23 protein-coding genes, 3 pseudogenes and 1 riboswitch are annotated in these 22,965 nt (G+C 73.1%); of the genes and pseudogenes, 16 read left to right on the plus strand and 10 right to left on the minus strand.

Features of this window, described 5'->3' with window-relative positions:
• Nucleotides 1–58: 58 nt before the first annotated feature.
• From OG361_RS05205 to OG361_RS05225, 5 genes and pseudogenes are all read right to left on the minus strand, one after another.
• Complete coding sequence (locus tag OG361_RS05205) at nucleotides 59–724, minus strand: urease accessory protein UreF (RefSeq protein ID WP_405852080.1); 666 nt, start codon at nucleotides 722–724, stop codon at nucleotides 59–61.
• The gene (locus tag OG361_RS05210; RefSeq protein ID WP_405852082.1) at nucleotides 724–2,445 is read right to left on the minus strand and encodes an urease subunit alpha; all 1,722 of its coding nucleotides are present in this window, start codon (nucleotides 2,443–2,445) and stop codon (nucleotides 724–726) included. The genes OG361_RS05205 and OG361_RS05210 overlap by 1 nt, the downstream gene beginning before the upstream one ends.
• A 94-nt stretch (nucleotides 2,446–2,539) precedes the next feature.
• Nucleotides 2,540–2,845 (minus strand): annotated as a pseudogene (locus tag OG361_RS05215) (urease subunit beta); the annotation flags it as partial.
• Nucleotides 2,846–2,860: 15 nt separating this feature from the next.
• Entirely contained in the window at nucleotides 2,861–3,163 is a 303-nt protein-coding gene (locus OG361_RS05220; protein WP_030545977.1) for an urease subunit gamma, read from the minus strand.
• 163 nt (nucleotides 3,164–3,326) lie between these two features.
• Nucleotides 3,327–3,824: pseudogene (locus OG361_RS05225) on the minus strand (TetR/AcrR family transcriptional regulator); the annotation flags it as partial.
• Nucleotides 3,825–3,836: 12 nt separating this feature from the next.
• Here OG361_RS05225 and OG361_RS05230 point away from each other — a divergent pair.
• Nucleotides 3,837–4,515 (plus strand): annotated as a pseudogene (locus OG361_RS05230) (ABC transporter permease); the annotation flags it as partial.
• A gap of 211 nt (nucleotides 4,516–4,726) precedes the next feature.
• On the opposite strand, the gene OG361_RS05235 reads toward OG361_RS05230, so the two are convergent.
• Nucleotides 4,727–5,005: a type II toxin-antitoxin system Phd/YefM family antitoxin gene (locus OG361_RS05235; protein ID WP_405852084.1), complete on the minus strand. Its 279-nt coding sequence runs from the start codon at nucleotides 5,003–5,005 to the stop codon at nucleotides 4,727–4,729.
• Nucleotides 5,006–5,071: 66 nt separating this feature from the next.
• Here OG361_RS05235 and OG361_RS05240 point away from each other — a divergent pair, with 66 nt between their 5' ends.
• From OG361_RS05240 to OG361_RS05250, 3 genes are all read left to right on the plus strand, one after another.
• Complete coding sequence (locus tag OG361_RS05240; RefSeq protein WP_405852085.1) at nucleotides 5,072–5,695, plus strand: ClpP family protease; 624 nt, start codon at nucleotides 5,072–5,074, stop codon at nucleotides 5,693–5,695.
• A gap of 7 nt (nucleotides 5,696–5,702) precedes the next feature.
• On the plus strand, nucleotides 5,703–6,008 hold the full coding sequence (locus OG361_RS05245; RefSeq protein WP_405852087.1) for a hypothetical protein: 306 nt from the start codon (nucleotides 5,703–5,705) through the stop codon (nucleotides 6,006–6,008).
• Nucleotides 6,009–6,322: 314 nt separating this feature from the next.
• A riboswitch (cyclic di-AMP (ydaO/yuaA leader) is annotated at nucleotides 6,323–6,529 on the plus strand.
• Nucleotides 6,530–6,532: 3 nt separating this feature from the next.
• Nucleotides 6,533–7,009 carry a C40 family peptidase gene (locus tag OG361_RS05250; RefSeq protein ID WP_405852089.1) on the plus strand — a complete coding sequence of 159 codons (477 nt, stop codon included), beginning with the start codon at nucleotides 6,533–6,535 and terminating at the stop codon, nucleotides 7,007–7,009.
• A 255-nt stretch (nucleotides 7,010–7,264) separates the two neighbouring features.
• Here the strand turns inward: OG361_RS05250 and OG361_RS05255 are convergent, their stop codons facing one another.
• Together OG361_RS05255 and OG361_RS05260 are read right to left on the minus strand one after the other, a co-directional pair.
• A complete protein-coding gene (locus OG361_RS05255; protein ID WP_405852090.1) occupies nucleotides 7,265–7,702 on the minus strand; it encodes an ATP-binding protein in 438 nt (145 codons plus the stop codon).
• Nucleotides 7,703–7,927: 225 nt separating this feature from the next.
• Nucleotides 7,928–9,106, minus strand: coding sequence for an 8-amino-7-oxononanoate synthase (locus OG361_RS05260; RefSeq protein ID WP_405852091.1), 1,179 nt, complete (start codon nucleotides 9,104–9,106; stop codon nucleotides 7,928–7,930).
• A 143-nt stretch (nucleotides 9,107–9,249) separates the two neighbouring features.
• Here OG361_RS05260 and bioB point away from each other — a divergent pair, with 143 nt between their 5' ends.
• The 8 genes from bioB to OG361_RS05300 all read left to right on the plus strand — a co-directional run bounded on the left by bioB (nucleotide 9,250) and on the right by OG361_RS05300 (nucleotide 16,904).
• Complete coding sequence (gene bioB, locus OG361_RS05265) at nucleotides 9,250–10,554, plus strand: biotin synthase BioB (protein ID WP_405852092.1); 1,305 nt, start codon at nucleotides 9,250–9,252, stop codon at nucleotides 10,552–10,554.
• Nucleotides 10,547–11,827, plus strand: a complete 1,281-nt coding sequence (locus tag OG361_RS05270) for an adenosylmethionine--8-amino-7-oxononanoate transaminase (protein WP_405852093.1) — start codon at nucleotides 10,547–10,549, stop codon at nucleotides 11,825–11,827. Before bioB ends, OG361_RS05270 begins: the two co-directional genes overlap by 8 nt.
• A gap of 28 nt (nucleotides 11,828–11,855) precedes the next feature.
• Nucleotides 11,856–12,608, plus strand: a complete 753-nt coding sequence (bioD, locus tag OG361_RS05275; RefSeq protein ID WP_405852095.1) for a dethiobiotin synthase — start codon at nucleotides 11,856–11,858, stop codon at nucleotides 12,606–12,608.
• A 176-nt stretch (nucleotides 12,609–12,784) separates the two neighbouring features.
• On the plus strand, nucleotides 12,785–13,129 hold the full coding sequence (locus OG361_RS05280) for a VOC family protein (RefSeq protein ID WP_405852096.1): 345 nt from the start codon (nucleotides 12,785–12,787) through the stop codon (nucleotides 13,127–13,129).
• Between the two features lie 13 nt (nucleotides 13,130–13,142).
• Entirely contained in the window at nucleotides 13,143–13,820 is a 678-nt protein-coding gene (locus OG361_RS05285; RefSeq protein ID WP_405852097.1) for a class I SAM-dependent methyltransferase, read from the plus strand.
• 64 nt (nucleotides 13,821–13,884) lie between these two features.
• Entirely contained in the window at nucleotides 13,885–14,310 is a 426-nt protein-coding gene (locus OG361_RS05290) for a GNAT family N-acetyltransferase (RefSeq protein WP_405852098.1), read from the plus strand.
• Nucleotides 14,311–14,538: 228 nt separating this feature from the next.
• Nucleotides 14,539–15,888: a hemolysin family protein gene (locus tag OG361_RS05295; protein ID WP_405852100.1), complete on the plus strand. Its 1,350-nt coding sequence runs from the start codon at nucleotides 14,539–14,541 to the stop codon at nucleotides 15,886–15,888.
• Nucleotides 15,885–16,904, plus strand: coding sequence for a hemolysin family protein (locus OG361_RS05300; RefSeq protein ID WP_405852102.1), 1,020 nt, complete (start codon nucleotides 15,885–15,887; stop codon nucleotides 16,902–16,904). Before OG361_RS05295 ends, OG361_RS05300 begins: the two co-directional genes overlap by 4 nt.
• A 71-nt stretch (nucleotides 16,905–16,975) precedes the next feature.
• Here the strand turns inward: OG361_RS05300 and OG361_RS05305 are convergent, their stop codons facing one another.
• The gene (locus OG361_RS05305) at nucleotides 16,976–17,995 is read right to left on the minus strand and encodes a maleylpyruvate isomerase N-terminal domain-containing protein (protein WP_405852103.1); all 1,020 of its coding nucleotides are present in this window, start codon (nucleotides 17,993–17,995) and stop codon (nucleotides 16,976–16,978) included.
• A gap of 65 nt (nucleotides 17,996–18,060) precedes the next feature.
• On the opposite strand from OG361_RS05305, the gene OG361_RS05310 reads away from it, so the two are divergent.
• From OG361_RS05310 to mug, 3 genes are all read left to right on the plus strand, one after another.
• Nucleotides 18,061–18,843 carry an SGNH/GDSL hydrolase family protein gene (locus OG361_RS05310; protein WP_405852105.1) on the plus strand — a complete coding sequence of 261 codons (783 nt, stop codon included), beginning with the start codon at nucleotides 18,061–18,063 and terminating at the stop codon, nucleotides 18,841–18,843.
• Nucleotides 18,844–19,036: 193 nt separating this feature from the next.
• Nucleotides 19,037–20,479, plus strand: coding sequence for an adenylosuccinate lyase (purB, locus tag OG361_RS05315; protein ID WP_187623649.1), 1,443 nt, complete (start codon nucleotides 19,037–19,039; stop codon nucleotides 20,477–20,479).
• Nucleotides 20,480–20,541: 62 nt separating this feature from the next.
• The gene (gene mug, locus OG361_RS05320) at nucleotides 20,542–21,039 is read left to right on the plus strand and encodes a G/U mismatch-specific DNA glycosylase (RefSeq protein ID WP_405852107.1); all 498 of its coding nucleotides are present in this window, start codon (nucleotides 20,542–20,544) and stop codon (nucleotides 21,037–21,039) included.
• 153 nt (nucleotides 21,040–21,192) lie between these two features.
• Here the strand turns inward: mug and OG361_RS05325 are convergent, their stop codons facing one another.
• Nucleotides 21,193–21,636 carry a hypothetical protein gene (locus OG361_RS05325; RefSeq protein WP_405852108.1) on the minus strand — a complete coding sequence of 148 codons (444 nt, stop codon included), beginning with the start codon at nucleotides 21,634–21,636 and terminating at the stop codon, nucleotides 21,193–21,195.
• A gap of 152 nt (nucleotides 21,637–21,788) precedes the next feature.
• Between OG361_RS05325 and OG361_RS05330 the strand changes: the two genes are divergently transcribed.
• Nucleotides 21,789–22,946, plus strand: a complete 1,158-nt coding sequence (locus OG361_RS05330) for an ROK family transcriptional regulator (protein WP_384573651.1) — start codon at nucleotides 21,789–21,791, stop codon at nucleotides 22,944–22,946.
• Nucleotides 22,947–22,965: the final 19 nt, after the last annotated feature.

Raw genomic sequence — 22,965 nt, forward strand, 5'->3', positions numbered from 1 at the left:
GTCGTGGGTGGGCTGGGTGGGGTGTGGCGTGCAGCCGCGGCGTACGGGTGCGGTCGCCTCAGGAGGCGAAGAGGCGGACGGGCCAGGCCGCGTGCTGCTCCGCGGTGAGGTCGAGCAGCGGCGCGGACGCGGCCGGCAGCGCGTCGACGCCCTGCCGGGCGGCGGCCGCCGCACGCTCCGCGACCCGGTCCATCTCGGGTGCGAGGCGGGCGAGGACGGCCGTCGCCCGGTAGGGGTCGAGGCCGAGGAGGCGTACGACGGCGGTGGCGGGACCGCCGACCGTCTCGTACGCGACGCAGTGGGCGGCGTCCTCGGGGCCGAGGCCGGCGGCCCGTGCGGTGGCGCCGAGGACGACGGGCTGGTGGGCGCCGCGCGGGAAGGCCTCCGCCAGCGCGTCGAGTTCGGGACTCGGCCAGGTGGCGCGGGCGGCCCGCATCAGCTGACGGCCGAGTCTGCGGGCGGCGGCGCGCAGCGCGGGTGAGGGCGTACGGGCGTCGGCGGCCGCGTCGAGCTCGTGCGGGTCGAGTCCGTACGCGGCTCCGGCGGCGAGCGCGGCGGAGGTGAGGCCGGTGGTGTGCAGGCGGCCCCGGCAGAAGGCCTCGAGTCCGGCGGCGTCCGTGATGCGGCCGGCCCGGACGGCGGCCTCGGCGCCGCCGGAGTGGGCGTGCCCGCCGGCGGGGAACCGCCCGTCGGCGAGTACGAGAAGGGCCGATCGTGACGTCATCAGAAGAGGAAGTAGCGCTGGGCCATGGGCAGTTCGACGGCGGGGGCCGGTTCGACCGCCTCGCCGTCGATGGTCACCGTGAAGGTGTCGGCGTCGACCTCGACCCGGGGCAGGGCGTCGTTCTCGCGCATGTCGGCCTTGGTGACCCGCCGGGTGTCGCCGATGGCGGTGAACTCCTTGTGCAGTCCGAGCCTTCGGGGCAGGTCGTCCTCGATCGCCGCCCGGGCGACGAAGTTGACCGAGCCGGCCGCCGCGGCCCTGCCGAGCGCGCCGAACATCGGGCGGGGCATGACGGGCTGGGGGGTGGGGATGGAGGCGTTGGCGTCGCCCATCTGCGCGTACGCGATCTGGCCGCCCTTGACGACGGTGAGCGGCTTCACGCCGAAGAAGGCGGGGTCCCAGAGCACCAGGTCGGCGAGCTTGCCGGTCTCGACCGAGCCGATCAGGTGGTCCATGCCCTGGGCGACGGCCGGGTTGATCGTGTACTTGGCGACGTAGCGGCGCGCCCGGTGGTTGTCGGCGCGGCCGTCGCCGGGGAGGGCGCCGCGCCGCTTCTTCATGACGTGGGCGGTCTGCCAGGTCCGCATGATCACCTCGCCGATCCGGCCCATGGCCTGGGCGTCGGAGGAGATGATCGAGATGGCGCCCAGGTCGTGGAGGACGTCCTCGGCGGCGATGGTGGAGGGCCGGATGCGGGACTCCGCGAAGGCGAGGTCCTCGGGGACGGCCGGGTTGAGGTGGTGGCAGACCATCAGCATGTCGAGGTGTTCCTCGATGGTGTTGACGGTGTGCGGGCGGGTCGGGTTGGTCGAGCTGGGCAGGATGTACGGCTCGGAGACGACCGTGATGATGTCGGGCGCGTGCCCGCCGCCGGCACCCTCCGTGTGGTACGCGTGGACCGTCCGGCCCGCGATGGCGGCGAGGGTGTCGCCGACGAAGCCCGCCTCGTTCAGGGTGTCGGTGTGGATGGCGAGCTGGGCGCCCGTCTCCTCGCAGACGCCCAGGCAGGCGTCGATGACGGCCGGGGTGGCGCCCCAGTCCTCGTGGATCTTGAATCCGAGGGCGCCGCCCCTCAGTTGGGAGTGCATGGCCTCCCGGGACATGGTGTTGCCCTTGCCGAGCAGGCCGATGTTGACCGGGAAGGTGTCCAGGGCCTCGAACATCCGGGCGAGGTGCCACGGGCCGGGCGTGACGGTGGTGGCCTTGGTGCCCTCGGCGGGTCCGGTGCCGCCGCCGACGAGCGTGGTGACGCCGGTGGCGAGCGCCTGCTCGACGATCGTCGGGGAGATGAAGTGGACGTGGGCGTCGACGGCGCCCGCGGTGACGATCTTGCCGTTGCCGGCGATGATCTCGGTCTCGGGGCCGATGACGAGGTCGGGGTGGACGCCGTCCATGGTGTCGGGGTTGCCGGCCTTGCCGATGCCGGTGATGCGCCCGTCGCGGATGCCGATGTCGGCCTTGACGATGCCCCAGTGATCGATGATCACGGCTCCGGTGATCACCGTGTCGGGGGCGCCCTCGGCGCGGGTGGTGCGGGCCTGGCCCATGGACTCGCGGACGACCTTGCCGCCGCCGAAGACGGCCTCCTCGCCGGCGCGACCGGGGCCGCCGCAGCGGTCCTCCTCGATCTCGACGAGGAGGTCGGTGTCGGCGAGCCGGATGCGGTCGCCGGTCGTGGGGCCGAACAGGTCGGCGTAGACGGTGCGGTGCAGGTCAGGCACGAGGGCCTCCGTTCGTGCCGGTGTCCCCGGCGGCTTCGTCGAGAGGGCCCGCGGCTTCGTCGAGGGGGCCGGCGGCATCGAGAGGGCCGGCTTCGTCGAGAGGGCCGGCGGTCTCGCCGCGCAGGCCCGGGACGATCCGGCGGCCGGCGATCGGGACGAGTTCGACCTCGACGGGGATGCCGGGTTCGAAGCGGACGGCGGTCCCGGCGGCGATGTGGAGGCGCAGCCCGCGCGCGGCGGCGCGGTCGAACTCCAGACCCGGGTTGACCTCGGCGAAGTGGTAGTGGGAGCCGACCTGGACGGGCCGGTCGGCGGCGTTGAGCACGGTCACGCGGGTGACGGGGCGCCCCTCGTTGAGGGTGACGGGCTCATCCGCGTACAGGATCTCTCCGGGGATCATCGGCGCGCGCCCCGCTCAGACGATGGGGTCGTGGACGGTGACGAGCTTGGTGCCGTCCGGGAAGGTGGCCTCGACCTGGACGTCGTGGATCATCTCGGGGATGCCGTCCATGACCTCCTCGCGGGAGAGCACCTTGCGGCCGGAGGCCATGAGCTCCGCGACGGTGCGGCCGTCCCTGGCGCCTTCCAGGATGTGGGAGGTGAGCAGGGCGACGGCCTCGGGGTGGTTGAGCCTCACACCCCGGGCCCGGCGCTTCTCGGCCACGTCGGCCGCGACATGAATGAGCAGGCGTTCCTGTTCGTGCGGGCTCAGTTGCACTCTTCCACCTCACAGTCGTCGACCGGGACGGCACCCGGACAGCTGCGGACCCTACCGAGCGTCAACACTCTGTTGAGCTGCGAAGAAGCGGTGCGCGGCCAGACATTGCACGTTAGGGCGGAAGTTTTTCCGGCTCGTTAACTCCGGCTTTGCGTTTCCATGATCATCCGACCGGATCGACGGTCATGGACATCAGCCCTCGGAGTTTGTTCTTCAGGATCTCGACGGCGACGTCCCCGAAGAGCGCCTGCTGGGCGACGAAGCCCTGGGCGACGGCGATGAGGGTCCGGGCCACATGGTCGGCGGGAACGTCGGCGTGCAGGAGGCCGCTCGCGCGGTAGGCGGTGACCAGCTCCGTCCACGCGGCACGCATCCCGTGGTAGCCCTCCGCGAGGGTCTTCGCCAGCTCCTCGTTCCGCAGGGTCTCCGTCCACACCTGGATGATCAGGCGCGCGAAGGCCTGCCGGTCGGCACCCTCGATCCGCTCCTCCAGGAAGAGCCGGAGCACCGCTCCGAGCAGCGCGTCGGGGGTGGGCGGCGGGGTGGACCTGGACGCCTCCTCGAACGCACCCCGGATGCCGGCGAACGCCTCGGTGGCGATGGCCCCGATGAGTTCGTCCTTGCCGCGGAAGTACCGGTAGACCGCGCCGGCCGAGAGGCCATCGAGGACACCATGTCCGCCACCGCCTCCGCCGTCGGCGCGGCACGCAGAACCATCGCGGTGATGGTGCTGATCCCGACCGTCGTGGCCCTGGCCCTCTGGGCCTTCGCCTGGCCCGCGGCCCGGACGGCCCCCCGCGACCTGCCGATCGGCGTCGCCGGTCCCGCGACGGCGGTCACCGCCGTGGAGCGGGGACTCGCCCGCCACGAGGGGGCCTTCGAGATCCACCGCTACGAGACGGCGCCGCGGCCCGCGCCGCCGTGAAGAACCTGGATGTATACGGAGCGGTCGTCGTGACCCCGGGCGGTACGGAGCTCCTGACCGCCTCGGCGGCGAGCACCGTGGTGGCCGGGCTGCTGCGCGAGGCCGTGACCGCCCAGGCCCCGGAGGGCACGACGATCCCGGGGCGTTCCTGATGATCCTGCTCGGCAATCCGTTCTCGGGAATCGCGAGCGCGCCGGAGCTGCTGCCCACCGTCGCGGGCAGGCTCTGCCAGTGGCTGCCGCCTGGCGCCGGGGCCTCGGCCCTCCGGTCCGTCTCCTCCTTCGACGGGGCGGCGGCGGGCGGGCCGCTCCTGGTCCTCACCCTCTGGGCCGTGGCGGGGCTGACCGCGACCCTGCTGGGTGCCCGCGGGCGCCGTACGGAGCCGGAGACCGCTCCGGCACCGACCTCGGCCCCGACGCCGACGCCGGGGGCTGAGCCCGGCGATCGAGCCCGCAGCGGGACCGCGTCGGGCGTGACGGAAGACAGCCGGGTGCCCCCTCCCCAGCAGGAGGGGGCACCCGGCTGTCGTCGTCCGCGAGAACGCGGGCCGCCGGACACCTGGCGCCGGGCGCCGGGCGCCGACCGCCATGCCCTGCCCGAGAGACCCGGGCGCCGCCAGGGCCTTGTCCGGACGGGCCCTACGAGACGCCGGGGTCTCGGTGATGGGCGGCGATGCCGAAGCGGCGCTGTTCGCCCGTGGCGGAGTCGACCGGCCTCAGGGCGGAGACCGACCTGAGCACCTGCTCCTCCGCCGGCTCGTGCCCCGCCTCCAAAGCCTCCAGGTCAGCGGCCGACACCAGGGCGACGAGCGGCCTCCCGTGACGGGTGACGACCACGCGCTCGCCGCCGTACACGACGCGGTTGATGAGGTCGGCGAGCTCAGCCCGCGCTTGCGTCACCGGGATCTCGTAGGTCATGCTCCCCATCTTACGGGTTGTACGTCCTGTACATTTTTGACAGATGCCAGACGGAGGTGCTCAGCCATGGACGCTCGCTACGTTCTGCCCGAGTTCACGGAGCGGACCAGCTTCGGGACCCGGACCCTCGACCCGTACTCGAAGCTCCTCGAATCACGGATCGTCTTCCTCGGTACGCCGATCGACGAGACCTCGGCCAACGACGTCATCGCCCAGTTCCTGCACCTCGAATACGCGGCGCCGGACCAGGACATCTCGCTCTACATCAACTCCCCCGGCGGCTCCATCAGCGCCATGACCGCGATCTACGACACGATGCGGACGCTCGCCTGCGACGTGGAGACCACCTGCCTGGGCCAGGCCGTGTCCACCGCGGCCGTACTGTTCGCGGCCGGCGCCCCGGGCAAGCGCCTGATCCTCCCGGGCGCCCGGATCACGCTCCAGCAGCCGAACCTGGACGAACCCCTCCAGGGGCAGCCGAGCGACCTCGACCTCCATGCGCGCGAGATGCTGCGTCTGCGGGCGCTGGTCACCGGGATGCTCGTCGAACACACCGGGCAGGACCCGGAGCGGATCGACGCCGACATCGACCGCCTGACCGTCCTGGACGCGCCGGCGGCCGTCGCGTACGGCCTGGCGGACCACGTGGTCGCGAGCCGGCGCGCCGCCGCCGGCGGTTCGGCCGGGTGAGCCGGCCGTGGTCCCCGAGCTGCCGCCGCTGCCCGCCCTGACGCGCGCCGAGGGCGAACTCGTCGACGCGTACCTCGAAGTCATCGACCTCCTTGGGAAGATCAATCCATCCAGGGGTACGCATACCTATGGGGCGTTGCGTGCGGCTCAGGCCCTGGTGGGGCGCGCGGAGGCGCTGCGCGAGGCTCTGACGCTCATGCATATGCGGGGTGAGAGCGAGGTGCACGCGGACACATTGGCGCGTGCCCTAAGGGTGTTGGACGGGGAGCGCCGGGCGGACCGCGTCACCGTCCCCCGGAGTCGCGAGAGTTGACATTCCCGCGTGTCGTGTAGAGGTCCGGACGGCCGACGCGCGCCGCAGAATCCCTCGCCCGTTCGGCGTAGTCGACGAGTCGACAGATGAAGCGTGCGACTTGCTCAACAGATGTACGCATTTGGCGGAATCGAACGTTCCGCCGCTGGTGCGAGGCTCGTCGACCAAACCTCCGAAGATCGCAAAGGCTGTCTGTCCACCCGAACGGATCAGTCGTGAGGAGCCTCACATATCGCCGTTTCAGCTCGGTTTTCGCCCATGTCGTGGGTCAAGATCCGTGACGACGACAAGCCCCCGCCGCCGCGGCGGGGCGGTCCGGGCGGACGCCGAGTCCTGCCGCTGTCCCGGACGTCTGGTCGACAGGATTGGATCGGCAGGAGTGGAGGACCCGAGCAGTACGGGACGTTCACGCTGTTAGCGCAGCGGGGTCGTTCCTCGGGGTGAAGCCGCAGCCGCGGCCGGGCATCTTCGCCTGCCCGAACCCGACAGGTCATCCTTCACAGGCGGCTGACGAAGGGTTGCGCATGACCGCGCAGATGCATGTCCCGTCCCTGCTGTCCCGGGCCGGAGCCGTCTCGGCTCTCACCCTCGCCGCCGTCGGCGGCACGCTGTTCGCACCAGGAACGGCGTCGGAGGCCCAGGCAGCGACGACACACGCGAACAAGGCACTGAGCATCGCCGTCTCCAAGAAGGGATCTCCGTACCGGTACGGAGCCGCCGGACCCACCCGGTTCGACTGCTCCGGTCTGACGCTCTACGCCTACAAGCAGGCGGGCAAGTCGCTGCCCCGCACCGCGCAGCAGCAGTACAACAAGACCCGGCACATCTCCGCCTCCAGCCGGCAGAAGGGGGACCTGGTCTTCTTCCACTCGGGCGGGAGGGTCTACCACGTCGGCATCTACGCCGGCAGCGGCAAGATCTGGCACTCGCCCAAGACGGGCTCCTGGGTGAAGCTCGACAGAATCTGGTCGTCGAAGGTCTACTACGGCCGCGTCCGGTGACGGCCCCCGGGCGATGACGGCCCCCGGACGATGACGAGCCACGGTCGGTGAGGGATCCCTGGGGTTGACGGACCCCGGAGGTTGACGGGCCCCGGAGATTGACGAACCACGGGGCTGACGCCCGGTCAGGGTGTGTGGTGGCGCCGCCGCACCCCGGCCGACCGAAGCCGTACCGTCCCGGCCGCACGACTCGACCGGCGGTTCACGGCCTGCGTCGCCGACGGCTCGCGGCCGTCACAGGAGCTGCACGCAGGCCTAGCCCGCCGGCACGGGGGCCGGGGTCCACGGGAGCGTGATCCAGACCGTCTTGCCGCCCTCCTCGGTCGGGGTGACCGAGAGACGGCCACCGGCCTCCGCCGCCAGCACGCGGATGATGACCATGCCGCGGCCGTTGTCCTGCTGGACCGCCGCCGGAAGGCGACGGGGCCAGCGGGGGTGGCTGTCGGTGACCCCGATGCGCAGCCGCTCCTCCCGCTCCAGGCGGAGGTCGACGGTGAAGGTGGGCGACTGCCCGAAGGTGTGCTGGACGGCGTTGGTGGCCAGCTCCGAGACGATCAGCCGGATCGAGTCCGCCGTCTCCGCGGAGCCGTCGAGCCCCCAACCGACCAGGACGTCCGCGACGTACCTCCGTGCCGTGGGGACCGAGGCGGGATCGCTCGGCAGCGTGACGGATGCTTCCTGATGGTCTGCCATGGCGACGCTGTCCCTTTCCCACCGGGTACACCGCCCCGGATTGCGCTTCGCGTCAGAGTGCCACCGATCGTGCCGCCCCGGACGGCGTTCCACCACGCTATGTGCGGATCTATCGCCCGAAGCGGTGAACTCTGCTGCCGGGGAACGCTTTTGGGCCGTTGACCACCCTCGTCCTCGATCACGAAGTCCCGAGGGGCCGCCAGGCCGCGAGCCCCCGCCGCCCGCTCAGGCGGCGGGTGCCGTCCGCAGGATCGTCCCCACCGCCCGTTCGAGCTCGGTGTCCGTGAGGTCGGCGCGGGCCGTGAGACGGAGCCGCGAGATGCCGTCCGGTACGGACGGGGGCCGGAAACACCCGACCGCCAGGCCCTGTTCGCGGCAGTCCGCGGCCCAGCGCAGCGCCGCCTCGGGCGAGGGCGCGCGCACCGAGACGACGGCCGCGTCCGGCCGGGCTGCGGTCAGTCCGGCCGCCGTGAGGAGCTCGTACAGGGTGGTGGCGACGGTTCGCGCCCGTGCGGCGAGCGCCGGTTCGGCCGCGATCAGGCGCAGGCTCGCGAGCGCGCCGCCCGCGGCGGCGGGGGCGAGCCCGGTGTCGAAGATGAAGGTGCGTGCCGCGTTCACCAGGTGCTCGACGACCCGGGCCGGGCCCAGGACGGCGCCGCCCTGGCTGCCCAGGGACTTGGAGAGCGTCAGGGTGGCGACCACGTCCTCGTCGCCCGCCAGGCCCACCTCGTGCAGGGCGCCCCGGCCGCCCTCGCCGAGGACGCCGAAACCGTGGGCGTCGTCGACGACGAGCCCGGCGCCGTGTGCGCGGCAGGCGTCGGCGAGCTCCGGCAGCGGGGCCTTGTCCCCGTCGACGGAGAAGACGGAGTCGCTGACCACGAGCGCCCGGCGCCCGTGATGTGCCTCCAGGGTCTTGCGTACGGACTCGGGGTCGGCGTGCGGGACGACGGCCGCCTCGGCGCGCGCGAGCCGGCAGCCGTCCACGATCGAGGCGTGGTTGGAGGCGTCCGAGACGATCAGGGAGTCGCGGCCGCCGAGCGCCGTGAGCGCGGCCAGGTTGGCGGCGTAACCGGAGGAGAAGACGAGGGCCGCCTCGAAGCCGCAGAACTCGGCGAGCTCGCGTTCGAGCCGGGTGTGCAGCCGGGTCGTTCCGGTGACGAGCCGCGAGCCGGTGGCGCCCGCGCCCCAGCGCCTGGCCGACTCGGCCGCCGCCTCGGTGACCTCCGGCCGGCGGGTGAGGCCGAGGTAGTCGTTGCTCGCCAGGTCGAGCAGGTCCGACTCCGCCGCCCGGGGCCGCAGCGTACGGACGAGGCCGGCCTCCGCCCGGCGGCGCGCCTCGGCGTCGGTCCAGTCGAACGCGGTACGGCGCGGGCCCTCGGCCCGGGCGTCGTCGGCCTGTGGCATGCGGCGATCCTTTTGTAGGCAGCGCACAGACCCTAACCGCAGCGCGCCGAGGTCGGGATGTGGTCATCCACACACCTCTATCGGGGGCGTTTGTTCGGATCCTCCTTGGCCCGGGGGTGGCCGGTAGGCAAGGATCAACGGTTATGGACCTGCTGAACACGCTGGTGGAGAAGGGGTTGCGGCGCGAGCTGCCGACCCGTGAAGAAGCGCTCGCCGTACTGGCGACCTCCGACGACGAGCTGCTCGATGTGGTGGCGGCCGCCGGCAAGGTGCGCCGTCAGTGGTTCGGGCGGCGGGTGAAGCTCAACTACCTCGTCAACCTGAAGTCGGGGCTGTGCCCGGAGGACTGCTCGTACTGCTCGCAGCGCCTCGGCTCCAAGGCCGAGATCCTCAAGTACACGTGGCTGAAGCCGGACGAGGCGTCCCAGGCCGCCGCGGCGGGTGTCGCGGGCGGGGCCAAGCGGGTCTGCCTGGTGGCGAGCGGGCGCGGTCCGACGGACCGGGACGTCGAGCGGGTCGGCAGGACCATCGAGGCGATCAAGGAACAGAACGAGGGCGTCGAGGTGTGCGCCTGCCTCGGCCTGCTCTCGGACGGTCAGGCGGAGCGGCTGCGGGAGGCCGGCGCCGACGCGTACAACCACAACCTCAACACGTCCGAGGCGACGTACGGCGGGATCACCAAGACCCACACCTACGCCGACCGGGTGGACACCGTGCAGAAGGCGCACGCCGCCGGTCTGTCGGCCTGCTCGGGTCTGATCGCGGGCATGGGCGAGACCGACGAGGACCTGGTCGACGTCGTGTACGCGCTGCGCGACCTCGACTCGGACTCGGTGCCCGTCAACTTCCTCATCCCCTTCGAGGGCACGCCGCTCGCCAAGGAGTGGAACCTCACCCCGCAGCGCTGTCTGCGGATCCTCGCGATGGTGCGGTTCGTCTGCCCCGACGTCGAGGTGCGGATCGCCGGCGGCCGTGAGGTGCACCTGCGCTCGATGCAGCCGCTGGCCCTGAACATCGCGAACTCGATCTTCCTCGGCGACTACCTGACGAGCGAGGGCCAGGCCGGCCAGGCCGACCTCGACATGATCGCGGACGCGGGCTTCGAGGTGGAGGGCGCGGGCACGACGACGCTGCCGCAGCACCGGGCGGACGCGCTCGCGGCGGCGGGCGCCGCCGCGGCCGGCGGCTGCGGTTCGCACGCCTCGGCCGAGGGCACGGGCTGCGGCTCGCAGGCCCCGGCGGAGGGCGCGGGCTGCGGCTCGCACTCCGGCGGCGGCTGCGGTCCCTGCGGCGGTCACGCGGCGCAGCCGGCCGCGGAGGTTCCGGCGGCGGAGGCGACCGAGGCGGCCCAGGCTGCTCCGGCGGCCTCCGCGGCGAACACCGCCAGGACCGACCTGGTGGCGGTGCGCCGCCGGGGTGCCGGCACGGACCTGGCGCCGAATGCGTAACGACGAACTCCTCGCCCTGGACCGGGCGCACGTCTGGCACCCGTACGGCCCCATGCCGGGCCGTACGGACCCGCTGGTCGTCGCGTCCGCGTCCGGTGTGCGGCTCCGGCTCGCCGAACCGGCCGAGGGACAGGCCGAGTTGATCGACGGCATGTCCTCGTGGTGGTCGGCGATCCACGGCTACAACCACCCCGTCCTCAACGAGGCGGTCCGCGGCCAGCTGGACCGGATGAGCCACGTCATGTTCGGCGGGCTCACCCACGAACCGGCCGTCCGGCTCGCCGCCCGGCTCGTCGAGATCACCCCGGAGCCGCTGCGGCACGTCTTCCTCAGCGACTCCGGTTCGGTCGCCGTCGAGGTCGCGGTCAAGATGTGCCTCCAGTACTGGCGCTCGGTGGGCCGGCCCGGCAAGCAGCGGCTGCTGACCTGGCGCGGCGGCTACCACGGGGACACCTGGCAGCCGATGTCCGTGTGCGATCCCCAGGGCGGGATGCACGAGCTGTGGTCGGGCGTCCTCCAGCGGCAGGTGTTCGTCGACGCGCCTCCGGCCGCGTACGAGGAGTCGTACGCGGAGCTGCTGCGGACCGAGATCGGCCGCCACGCGGACGAGCTCGCCGCGGTGATCGTGGAGCCGGTGGTGCAGGGCGCGGGCGGGATGCGGTTCCACGACCCGGCGTACCTGCGGGTGCTGCGGGAGGCCTGCGACGCCCACGACGTGCTGCTCGTCTTCGACGAGATCGCGACCGGGTTCGGGCGGACCGGCACCCTGTTCGCCGCGGACCAGGCGGGGGTCTCCCCCGATGTGATGTGCCTGGGCAAGGCGCTGACCGGCGGCTATCTCTCGATGGCGGCGACGCTCTGCTCCAGCCGGGTCGCCGACGGCATCTCCCGGGGCGAGGTCCCGGTCCTCGCCCACGGGCCGACCTTCATGGGCAACCCGCTGGCGTCGGCGGTGGCCTGTGCCTCCCTCGACCTGCTGCTCTCGCAGGACTGGGCGGTGGACGTCAAGCGGATCGAGGCGGGGCTGCGGGAGGGACTCGCTCCCCTCTCCGACGTCCCGGGCGTGCGCGAGGTGCGCGTGTGCGGCGCGATCGGCGTCGTGCAGCTCGACCACGACGTCGACATGGCGGCGGCGACGCGGGCCGCGGTCCGGGAGGGCGTGTGGCTGCGCCCGTTCCGGGACCTCATCTACACCATGCCGCCCTACGTGACGGGCGACGAGGACCTGGCCCGGATCTGCGCGGCGGTACGCGCGGCCGCCGCGGCGGGCTGACCGGACGGACGGAAGGACAGGGACAGCAGTGGGAATCGTGGTGGTCTCCGGTACGGGGACGGAGATCGGCAAGACGATCGTGACCGCGGCGGTGGCCGCCGTGGCCATGGCCACCGGGCGGTCGGTCGCGGTGTTGAAGCCCGCGCAGACCGGCGTCGGGCCGGACGAGAGGGGCGACGCGGACGAGGTGGTCCGCCTTTCGGGCGCCTCGTCCTCCGTCGAGCTGGGGCGTTTCCCGGAGCCGCTGGCTCCGGGGACGGCCGCCCGGCGTGCCGGACTCGCCCCCGTCGGGCCGCGTCAGGTCGCCGAGGCGGCCCGTGAGCTGGCCGCCTCGCACGACCTGGTGCTCGTGGAGGGGGCGGGCGGACTGCTCGTCCGCTTCGACGAGGAGGGCGGGACGCTCGCGGACGCGGCGGCGCTGCTCGGCGCGCCGGTCCTGTGCGTGGTCCCGGCGGGTCTCGGCACGCTCAACACGACGACCCTGACGGCCGAGGCGCTGCGGGCCCGCGGCATCGACCAGCTGGGCGTGGTGATCGGCAGCTGGCCGGCCGCGCCGGACCTGGCGGACCGCTGCAACCTGGCGGACCTGCCGGAGTCGGCGGGCGCGCCCCTGCTCGGGGCGGTGCCGGAGGGGTCGGGCACGCTCGACCCGGCGGAGTTCCGCGCGGCGGCGGGCGGCTGGCTCGCCCCGGCGCTCGGCGGGACGTGGGACGCGAAGGCCTTCGCGACCGAGTTCACGACGGAGTTCACGACCGAGTTCACGACGGCATTCGGGGCCTGAGGGCGGGACGGGGGCCTGAGGGCGGGACCGGGGCTTGCGGGCGGACCGGGGCCTGAGGGCGGGACCGGGGCCGTGTGTGCACAGGGCCCCGGCCTCGCCGGTTTCGGAGGCGGCTTCCGGGCGGGTCCGGGGTCGTCGCGGGCCCGATTCCGTGGCGGACTCCGTACGCTGGGCGCATGCGCGCTCACGTTCAGGAGATCGTCTTCGACTGTGCCGATCCGGCCGTACTCGTCCGCTTCTGGGCCGGGCTCCTCGGCGGTGATCCGGTCGACCGCTCCGGCGACTGGTCGTACGTCGATCCGCCCGAGTTCGTGCGGCTCGCCTTCCAGCGCGTGCCGGAGGGCAAGTCGGTGAAGAACCGGGTCCATCTCGACCTGGAGGTGGCGGACCCGGACCGGGCCGCCGACGAGGCGCTGCCCGCCGGCGCGGTCCGTTTCGGCGGGCTCGTCACGGACGAACAGGGCTCCTTCCAGGTCATGCGGGACCCGGAGGGCAACGAGTTCTGCTTCGTGACCGGGTGACGGCGGCCGTACGGTGACTCCCCCGGTTCCGACTCCCCCGCGCCCCGGCTCCCCGGCGCCCCGCGTCCACCACCCCCTGTTCGCCCGCTTCTACGCCCGCGTCAGCGTCTCCGCCGACGAGCGCGGCGGCCTCGGCGCCCTGCGCGAGGAGCTGCTCTCCGGACTCACCGGCCGGGTGATCGAGATCGGGGCCGGCAACGGACTGAACTTCGCGCGCTATCCGGCCGGGGTCACCGAGGTCGTGGCCGTCGAACCGGAACCCCGTCTGCGGCGGCTCGCCGAGGAGGCCGGGCGACGGGCGGCCGTCCCGGTGACCGTGCTGCCGGGCATGGCCGAGGCGCTGCCGGCGGAGGGCGGTGCCTTCGACGCGGCCGTGGCCTCGCTCGTGCTGTGCACGGTACGGAGCGTGCCGGAGGTCCTCGCGGAGCTGCGGCGCGTCCTGCGCCCCGGCGGCGAGCTCCGCTTCTTCGAGCACTGCGTGGCGGGGACGCCCGGGCTGGCCCGTGTGCAGCGGGGCCTCGACCGCACGGTCTGGCCCCTGCTCTTCGGCGGCTGCCACACCTCCCGGGCGCCGCTCGCGGCGATCGAGGAGGCTGGCTTCACCCTCGTCTCGTACCGCGCTTTCGACCTCCCGGAGAACGGGCCGCGCCTGCCGACCTCCCCGTGTGTCCTGGGCGTGGCCCGGCGGTGAGTGGCGTGTCCCGGTCGCCGGAACTCCCTGGCACCGGTTCGGCCCCGCATGATGGGATCCGGCCATGATCGAGTTGCAGATACGCGCTGCCACACCCGACGAGGCCGAGGCCGTCCTGGCCTTCTGGAAGGAGTCCGCCGAGGGGACGTCCATCTCGGACGACGCGCGGGGGGTGACCCGGCTCGTCGAGCGGGACCCGGACGCGCTCATCCTCGCGCTGGCCGACGGTCTGATCGTGGGGTCCGTGATCGCCGGCTGGGACGGCTGGCGCGCCTCCCTCTACCGGCTCGCCGTACTGCCCTCCCACCGCCGGCGGGGCATCTCCACCGCGCTTCTGCGCGCGGCCGAGGAGCGGTTCGCCGCGCTCGGCGGACGGCGGGCGGACGCGATGGTCCTGGAGGCGAACGAGACGGGCCGGCGGCTGTGGGCGGCGGCCGGGTACGAGCGCGAGGAGCGCTGGCGCCGATGGGTGAAGCCGCTCAACGGGTAGTCACCGGACGGGCGGGACACCTCGCGAGGCGACCGTCCCCCAGGGGGCCGAAGCATCTCGCGGGGTGATCACCACCCTGCTTTGCCCATCCTTTACCATGGTTCCTCATCCCGACATCCCGACGACCGAAAGGTGTGAGCGTCCGCCCATGGGCGAGCCTCCCAGTAGCACTGGTTTCGACCGAGCGATCCTCCTCCCGCTGACTGATCATGGGACGGAGGTGAACCGATGACCGAAGTGCTTCTGCTCATGCTGGCGCTCCTGCTCTCGCTCGCGTGCGGCGCCTTCGTCGCGGCCGAGTTCTCTCTGACGACGGTCGAGCGCGGCGAGCTCGAAGCCGCCGTGGAGCGCGGCGAGCGAGGGGCGGCGGGCACGCTCAAGGCCGTCCGTTCGCTGACCTTCCAGCTCTCCGGTGCCCAGCTGGGCATCACCGTCACCAACCTGGTCGTCGGCATGCTCGCCGAGCCCTCGGTCGCCAAGCTGATCCAGGGGCCGGTCGAGGCCCTCGGCCTCTCCCCCGCGGTGGCCTCCTCGGTGGCCCTCGTCATCGGCACCGCCCTGTCCACCGTCGTCCTGATGGTGGTCGGCGAGCTGGTCCCGAAGAACTGGGCGATCTCCTCGCCCCTCGCCGTCGCGAAGGTGGTGGCGACCCCGCAGCGGGTGTTCACGGCCGCCTTCAAGCCGCTGATCAGCCATCTCAACAACACCGCGAACCGGATCCTGCGCCGCCTCGGCATGGAGCCGACCGAGGAGCTGGCCTCCGCGCGCTCCCCGCAGGAGCTGGTGGCGCTTGCCCGGCACTCCGCGAAGGAGGGCTCCCTGGAGGCGGACACGGCCGAGCTGTTCGTCCGTACCCTCAACCTCTCGGCGCTGACCGCCGAGAACGTGATGACGCCCCGCGTGCAGGTCACCGCCCTGGAGGTGCAGGCCACCGCCGAGGACGTGGCGAACGCGACCCGCGCGACCGGGCTCTCCCGCTTCCCCGTCTACCGGGGCAACCTCGACTCCGTCGTCGGCATCGCGCACATCAAGGACGTGCTCGCCATACCGGCCGGCGAGCGGGCGCGCCGCCGGATCGGCGAGATGGTGCGCGAGCCGCTGCTCGTCCCCGAGACCCTCACCGTGGACCGGCTCCTCGACCGGCTCTCCGGAAAGCAGACGATGGCCGTCGTGATCGACGAGTACGGCGGTACGGCCGGTGTGGTCACTCTGGAGGACATCGTCGAGGAGGTCGTCGGCGAGGTGCGTGACGAGCACGACCCGCACGAGACGCCGGACCTGGCGCGGGCGGGCGAGGACGCGGACGGCCGCGAGCTGTGGTCCGCGGACGGAGCCGCCCGTACCGACCAGGTGGGGGCGATCGGCCTCCGGGTGCCGGACGGTCCGTACGAGACCCTCGCGGGTGTCGTCGCGACCGAGCTGGGCCGCATTCCGACCGTCGGCGACAGTGTGGAGCTGGCCGGCTGGCAGCTCGACGTCGTGGACGCCTCGGGCCGGCGCGCCGCGCGCGTGCTGCTGCACGCCCCGGCGCACAACGCCTCGCATGACTCCGACGAGACCAAGGAGGCCGGCCGATGATCGCGATCCAGTTGTTGATCGGCCTGCTGACCCTGGTCGTCAACGCCTTCTTCGTCGGCGCCGAGTTCGCCCTGATCTCGGTCCGCCGCAGTCAGGTCGAGCCGCTGGCGGAGGCCGGGAACCGGCGGGCGCGCAGCGTCATCTGGGGCCTGGAGCACGTCTCCGCGCTGCTCGCGGCGGCGCAGCTCGGCATCACGCTCTGCACCCTGGTCCTCGGCATCGTCGCCGAACCGGCCATCGCGCACCTCCTGGAGCCGGTCTTCGACGCGCTGGGCGTGCCGCACGGTCTGGTGCACCCGATCTCGTTCGTGATCGCGCTGTCGGTCGCGACGTACCTGCACATGCTGCTGGGCGAGATGGTGCCGAAGAACATCGCGCTCGCGGAGCCGACCCGCACCGCACTGGCCCTCGGCCCGCCCCTGGTGACGTTCGCGCGGGCGCTGCGGCCGGTGATCTTCGCGATCAACGCCTTCGCCAACGCCCTGCTCAAGCTGTTGCGGGTGGACGTCAAGGACGAGGTCGCGGCGACGTTCTCGGACGACGAGCTGGCCCGTATGGTCACCGACGCCGGTCACGCCGGACTCCTGGACGACCGGGCCGCCGAGCGGCTGCACGACGCACTGGAGCTGGGCCGACGCCCCGTCCGGGACGTCGTGATGCCGGCCGACAAGGTCGTGTACGCGCAGGTCGGCACCACTCCGGAGGAGCTGGAGGCGCTGTCGGCGTCCACGGGCTTCTCGCGCTTCCCGGTGGTCGACTCGGAGCGCAGGATCCTGGGCTATCTGCACGTGAAGGACGCCCTGGACGTCACCCCGCGCGATCTGCCGTTCCCCGTGACGGCGCTGCGGCCGATCGCCCGGGTCCGGGCGGCCACGCCGCTGGACGACGTCCTGACGGCGATGCGCCGCAGCCGTACGCATCTGGCGGCGGTCCTCGACGAGGACGGCAAGCCGGCCGGCCTCGTGACGATGGAGGACGTGCTGCGGGAACTGGTGGGCCGGCCGACGGCGCCGTAGCCGACGCCTCGGCTGACGTCGCGTTGGCCGCCGAGGGGCCCCGGGAGTTCTCCCGGGGCCCCTCGGGCGTGTCAGAGCGAGGTGGCGGCGAGCCAGGCGTCGAGGAGGTCCCGGTCACCGGAGTGGACGAAGCGCGGGTCGTCGGCTGCGTACCGGCGGTGCAGGAGGAGGAGCAGTTCGCCCGCCTCCGCCTCGACGCTCGTGGTCGGTTCCGTGTCCCCGCGGCCGCGCCGCCGGGCGAAGCCGCCCCCGCCGAGGGTGAGGGTCCACTCGGTGCCGGTGTCGCGGGCGGTGAGCAGGAGCACGTCGCCGTCCCGGCCGAGGTGGGCGAGGGACTCGGCGGTGCACGGGATGTACGGCAGGTCGTCGAGGAAGTGCTCGATGCCGTCGACGGCGGTGCCGGAGGCGATCGGGGCCGCGTCCCCGCCGAGGGCGATCTCGGCGTCGGCGAGGTGCACGACCGTCTCGAAGAGCAGATGGCGCGGGTAGTACCGGGCGTGCGGGTCCGCCCCCGGGGACCAGAGCGGGGTGTCCGGGTCGGCGGCCCGCAGGGTCGCGGTGGCGGCCTCGGCGCCGGCGGCGAGCCACCCGGCGTACGCGGCGGGGTCCCGCGGCGGGTCGAGCGGGAGGTCCCGGGCGAGGACGCGGGCGGTGGCCCGGGTCCGTACGAGGTGTTCGGCCCAGTGGTGCCCGGTGCCGAGGTGCCGGGTCAGATCGGCCAGCGTCCAGCCGGGGCAGGTGGGGACCGGGGTGGCGGGATCGGCGTCCCGGACGACGGCGGCGAAGCGCGTGGCCTGTTCCAGGGCGGCCTCGCAGGTGGCCGCGTGGACGGACTCGGTGAGGGCGAAGCCCTCCGGGACCTTCAGCGGCTCGTCCCGCCGGCGGCCCTCCGGGTGGCGCAGGGCCGCCGCCCGGAAGAGCCCGTCGAGGGCGCGCCGGTCGGCCGCCGGAAGGCCGGAGAGCGTGGACGCCGTGCTCTCCAGCCACGTCACCGCCGTGTCGGGGTCGAGGACCTCGTCGTCACAGCTCTCGACGGCCGTCACCAGCTCGGCCAGGGCCTCCGCCAGTGTGCTCAGGAGCGCGTCGCTCATCGGGTCTTCCCCTCCCGGGTTCTCCACGGCATCCCCCGCATACCGCGCGGTATGATCTCTCCGCAATGGAGATCAATGCCACCTACACCAGTCTCGTCGCCCTCGGCGACAGCTTCACCGAGGGTATGTCGGACCTGAGGCCCGACGGCTCCTACCGCGGCTGGGCCGACGTCCTCGCGGGCCGGCTCGCCGCCCGTACGCCCGACTTCCGCTACGCGAACCTCGCCGTGCGCGGCAAGCTCATCGGCCAGATCGTCGACGAGCAAGTCGACCTGGCCGCAGGCATGAAGGCCGATGTGGTGACCCTCGTCGGCGGGCTCAACGACACCCTGCGCCCCAAGGTCGACATGGTCCGGGTACGGGACCTGCTCACGGAGGCAGTGGAACGCCTCACACCCTCCTGCGGGCAGCTGGTCCTGATGCGCAGTCCGGGCCGCGACGGTCCGGTCATGGAGCGGTTCCGCCCCCGTATGGAGGAGCTCTTCGTCCACATCGACGAGCTCGCCTCCCGGCACGGCGCGCTCGTCGTCGACCTGTACGGGACGCCGGCCCTCGGTGACCCCCGGCTGTGGGACGTGGACCGGCTCCACCTGACCGCCGAGGGACACCGGCGGGTGGCCGAGGCCGTGTGGCAGAGGCTGGGCCTCCCTCCCGAGAACGACTGGCGGGCGCTCCTGCCCCCGGCCGGACGGTCCGGCTGGGCGAGCCGGCGGATCGCGGACGCCCGCTTCGCCAAGGAGCACCTGGGCCCGTGGATCGGACGGCGGCTGACCGGCCGCTCCTCCGGCGACGGCCTCGCACCCAAGCACCCCGAACTGCTGCCGTACGAGGCCCCGGCCGGACCGTGAGCGGGGCACCGGGGCGCGGGTGCCGGAGCGCGGGTGCCGGGGCGCGGGATGCTGGGCCCTGAATGCCGGGCGCTGGAGCCGGGGCCCGAAGCACCTGGACGGCGGGCTCCCCTTCGGTGACCTGCGTCTCGTAGCAAGCTCCACATCGGACCGTGGCGCTGGCCTGCAGAAACCGCCAGTAGAATCTCTCCACGTGACTGCTGTGACTGCGAAGCCCCGTATCCCCAATGTTCTGGCCGGCCGCTACGCCTCCGCGGAGCTCGCCGTCCTCTGGTCCCCCGAGCAGAAGGTGAAGCTGGAGCGTCAGCTGTGGCTCGCCGTGCTGCGTGCGCAGAAGGACCTCGGGATCGAGGTTCCGGACGCCGCCCTCGCCGACTACGAGCGCGTTCTCGACCAGGTCGACCTCGGTTCCATCGCCGAGCGCGAGAAGGTCACCCGGCACGACGTGAAGGCCCGGATCGAGGAGTTCAACGCCCTCGCCGGCCACGAGCACGTCCACAAGGGCATGACCTCGCGCGACCTCACCGAGAACGTCGAGCAGCTCCAGATCCGCCTCTCCCTGGAGCTGATGCGGGACCGCACGGTCGCCGTCCTCGGCCGCCTCGGCAAGCTCTCCGCCGAGTACGCGGAGCTGGTCATGGCCGGCCGCTCGCACAACGTCGCCGCCCAGGCGACCACCCTCGGCAAGCGCTTCGCGACCGCGGCGGACGAGCTGCTCGTGGCGTACGCGCGCCTGGAGGAGCTGCTCGGCCGCTACCCGCTGCGCGGCATCAAGGGCCCGGTCGGCACCGCGCAGGACATGCTGGACCTGCTCGGCGGCGACGCGGGCAAGCTGGCGGACCTGGAGCAGCGGATCGCCGGTCACCTCGGCTTCGCGCACGCCTTCACCTCGGTCGGCCAGGTCTACCCGCGCTCGCTCGACTACGACGTGGTCACCTCGCTGGTGCAGCTGGCCGCCGCCCCGTCGTCGATCGCCAAGACGATCCGCCTGATGGCCGGCCACGAGCTGGTCACGGAGGGCTTCAAGCCCGGCCAGGTCGGCTCCTCGGCGATGCCGCACAAGATGAACACCCGCTCCTGCGAGCGCGTCAACGGCCTGATGGTCATCCTGCGCGGCTACGCCTCGATGACCGGTGAGCTCGCCGGCGACCAGTGGAACGAGGGCGACGTGTCCTGCTCCGTGGTCCGCCGTGTCGCCCTGCCGGACGCCTTCTTCGCGCTGGACGGTCTCCTGGAGACCTTCCTCACCGTGCTCGACGAGTTCGGCGCCTTCCCGGCGGTCGTCGCCCGCGAGCTCGACCGCTACCTGCCGTTCCTGGCGACCACCAAGGTCCTCATGGGCGCCGTGCGCGCCGGTGTCGGCCGCGAGGTCGCCCACGAGGCCATCAAGGAGAACGCCGTCGCCTCCGCCCTCGCCATGCGCGAGCAGGGCACCGTGCAGAACGAGCTCCTCGACAAGCTGGCCGCCGACGAGCGCATCCCGCTGGACCGGGCGCAGCTCGACGAGCTGATGGCGGACAAGCTGTCCTTCACGGGCGCCGCCGCCGACCAGGTCGCGTCCGTGGTCTCCCGCATCGAGGAGATCCTGAAGCAGCACCCGGAGGCCGCCGCCTACGCCCCCGGCGCGATCCTCTGACCGGGACTCCCCGGTTCACCCAGCAGGAGCTGGAGGCCGCCCGTGACCGCGTCGTTCCCGACGTGGTGGCGGGCGGCCTTTCCGTCCTCTTCTGCGGGATCAACCCGGGTCTCATGACGGCGGCGACGGGCCACCACTTCGCCCGTCCCGGCAACCGGTTCTGGCCGGTGCTCCACCTGTCGGGATTCACCCCGAGGCAGCTGCGGCCGGACGAGCAGGAGGAGCTCCTCTCGTACGGTCTCGGCATCACGAACGTGGTGGCGCGGGCGACCGCGCGGGCCGACGAGCTGAGCCGGGAGGAGTACCGCGAGGGCGGTCGGATCCTCGTGGAGAAGGTGGAGCGGCTCGCGCCGCGGTGGCTCGCGGTCGTCGGCGTCACGGCGTACCGGACGGCCTTCGGCGAGCCCAGAGCCGCCATCGGGCCGCAGGAGCGCATGATCGGTGCCACCAGGATCTGGGCACTGCCCAACCCGAGCGGACTCAACGCCCATTGGACGGCGGCGACGATGGCCGAGGAGTACGCCAGGCTCCGGGAGGCCGCGCGGGCGCCCGGTTCGTGAAGGGAGCGCCCGGCGTCGGCCCCTTCTCTTCACGGTCGTGGCCTGCGGCGGCCGGCTCGACGGGCGCGACTCGCACGGGGACTCCCGGAAGCTCGCCGACTCGGCCGTCCCCTACGCCTGGGGCGGATCCCCCTATGCCTGAGGCGGATCCTCCTACGCCTGAGGCGGATCGACCTGCGCCTGAGGTGGATCCACCGCGGTCACCACGGCGAGGAGCCGGAGCGGGAGCTCCTTGTCCCACTGGGAGATGCCCAGGCCGATCCACCGCCCGTCGTCCCGCCACAGGCGCAGCTCCGGGGTGTGGGCGCAGAGGGTGGACCAGGGCTCCGGTAAGGACTCGCCGGCCAGGCTCCGCTCCAGGACGGGCCAGAGGTCCAGCTCCGTCGGCGGGCCCCAGCGCGCCGTGAGCAGGGCGGCCAGCCCGTCCCGTTCCGCTTCGTACTGGTCCTCGGCGAGCGCCCGGCGGCTGCCGTCGTCGTCCCAGAAGTCCTCGCTCGTCGCGAGCTCCGCCAGGTGGAAGCCCGGAGCGCCCCCGGGACCGCCGGAGGGGCGGGCCCGGAGCTCGTCGATCGTCGCCAGGTGGCGTGCCGTGGTCATGGGGCCAGTAAAGCCCCCACCACTGACAGTTGGCGTCGCGTCAGGCGGGCCGGCGGGGGGTCCGGCCGGCCCGGTCCGGGGGCGGCACTCGCCGCGCCCCGGACCATTGAGTACCATCCGCCTGAGAGGTGCACGAGCTGGAAGGACACACGGTGGGGCGGCTGACCGGCGGGGATCCGTCTCTGCTGCGGCGGATCAACTCCGCGGTGGTACTCCATGCTCTGCGTGGCGCCGACGCGCCCACGCTCACGGACCTGACCCGGATCACGGGTCTGTCCCGGCCGACGGTCGAGGGGGTCGTCGAGGGACTCATCGAAGGCGGTCTCGTCGTCGAGTCGGCGCCCGAGGAGGGCGAGGCCCGGCGTCAGGGGCGTCCGGCGCGGAGGTTCCGTTTCCGCGCGGAGGCCGGCCATCTCCTCGGCATCGAGATCGGCCCGCACCGGGTGGCCGCCCTGCTCTCCGGTCTGGACGGGCGGATCATCGGCGCCGGTTCCCGCGAGGTGTCGGAGACGGCCCCCGAGGACGAGCGCCTGGACAAGGTCCGCACGGTCGTCGCGGACGTACTGCGCAGGGCCGGGGTCGCCCGGTCCAATCTGCGGGCCGTGGGCGTCGGTACGCCCGGCATCGTGGAGGCCGACGGCACGGTGCGCCTCGGCACGGCGCTGCCCGGCTGGACGGGCCTCGCGCTCGGCGAGCGGCTGCGGCGCTCCTTCCGCTGCCCGGTGATCGTCGAGAACGACGCGAACGCGGCGGCCGTCGCCGAGCACTGGAAGGGTGCCGCGACCGACTCCGACGACATCGTCTTCGTCCTCGCGGGGCTGAGCCCGGGCGCCGGATCACTGATCGGCGGCCGGCTGCACCGCGGCTACGGCGGGGCCGCCGGGGAGATCGGCGCGCTGCACCTGTTGGGCCGGGGGGTGACCCCGGAGCACCTGCTGTCGACCACCGACGAGCCGCTGCACCCGCTGGACGAGCAGGCGGTCGCCGAGGTCTTCGCGCTGGCCCGCAAGGGCGACGCGCGGGCGGAGGCCGCGGTGGAGCGGTTCATCCAGCGGCTCGTGCACGACGTGGCGGCGCTGGTGCTCGCGATCGACCCCGAGCTGGTGGTCGTCGGCGGGTGGGCGGCCGGGCTCGACGGGGTGCTCCCGCCGCTCCGCGAGGAGCTGGCGCGCTTCTGTCTGCGGCCGCCGCGCGTGGTGCTGTCGCTGCTCGGCGAGGCCGCCGTGGGCACGGGTGCGCTGCGGCTGGCCCTGGACCACGTGGAGGAGCAGCTCTTCGCGGTCGACGGAACGGTGACGGCCCGCCGCTGAACCGCCGGAGTGGCGGTCC

Origin of the sequence: Streptomyces sp. NBC_00090 (genome assembly GCF_045160815.1) — a bacterium.
In the GTDB taxonomy this organism is placed as follows: domain Bacteria; phylum Actinomycetota; class Actinomycetes; order Streptomycetales; family Streptomycetaceae; genus Streptomyces.